The 230-nt window shown below is 67.4% G+C and carries 1 pseudogene; it reads right to left on the bottom strand.

Features of this window, described 5'->3' with window-relative positions:
* Positions 1–230, bottom strand: a pseudogene (locus ACQG3P_RS25245) (TonB-dependent receptor domain-containing protein); the annotation flags it as partial.

The raw sequence follows: 230 nt of genomic DNA, 5'->3' as shown, positions 1-230 counted from the left end.
GGATCGCACCTTCGATGTTGTGGCGGTAGAAGGTCACTTCCCCGTCGACGCGCTCGGCCCACGAGGCATTGTTGCCGAACCACGGGCTCCACACGAAGCCGGCACTGAAGCTGCGCGAGGTTTCCGGATCCCGCTGGTCATTGCCGCCGGTGGTGACCGAGATCTGCGAATTCGCCTGCTGGAAGCCAGTCGGCACGCCGTGGTCGGGGCAGCGCGCCGAGCTCGGCCGG

This window comes from Stenotrophomonas sp. SrG, from assembly GCF_050031795.1.
Classification (GTDB): domain Bacteria; phylum Pseudomonadota; class Gammaproteobacteria; order Xanthomonadales; family Xanthomonadaceae; genus Stenotrophomonas; species Stenotrophomonas rhizophila_A.
Note: the sequence above shows the minus strand (reverse complement) of the source record. Positions and strands in the feature narration are given on the sequence as shown.